1 protein-coding gene is annotated in these 238 nt (G+C 64.7%); it reads right to left on the bottom strand.

Annotated elements, in window-relative coordinates; all coding sequences use genetic code 11:
* A partial coding sequence (gene fabA / locus KVT37_RS32820; RefSeq protein WP_217579087.1) for a bifunctional 3-hydroxydecanoyl-ACP dehydratase/trans-2-decenoyl-ACP isomerase occupies positions 1 to 238 on the bottom strand: 238 nt, incomplete at both ends.

Raw genomic sequence — 238 nt, 5'->3', positions numbered from 1 at the left:
CCCGGTCGAAAGCGCCATGCCCTTGCCCGGCTCGCCAAGCCAGCGCAGATAGAAACCGGTCAACTGCCACATGGCGTCTAGGCCGAGGCAGCCCGGCATGATCGGATTGGCGATGAAGTGGCAGGCGAAGAACCAAAGGTCCGGCTTGATGGCGGATTCGGCGCGGATGAAGCCCTTGTCGAACGCCCCCCCGGGCTCGCTGATCTCGGTGATGCGGTCGAACATCAGCATCGGCGGG

The sequence above is a fragment of the Mesorhizobium sp. GbtcB19 genome, assembly GCF_019091085.1.
Classification (GTDB): Bacteria; Pseudomonadota; Alphaproteobacteria; order Rhizobiales; family Rhizobiaceae; genus Mesorhizobium.
Note: the sequence above shows the minus strand (reverse complement) of the source record. Positions and strands in the feature narration are given on the sequence as shown.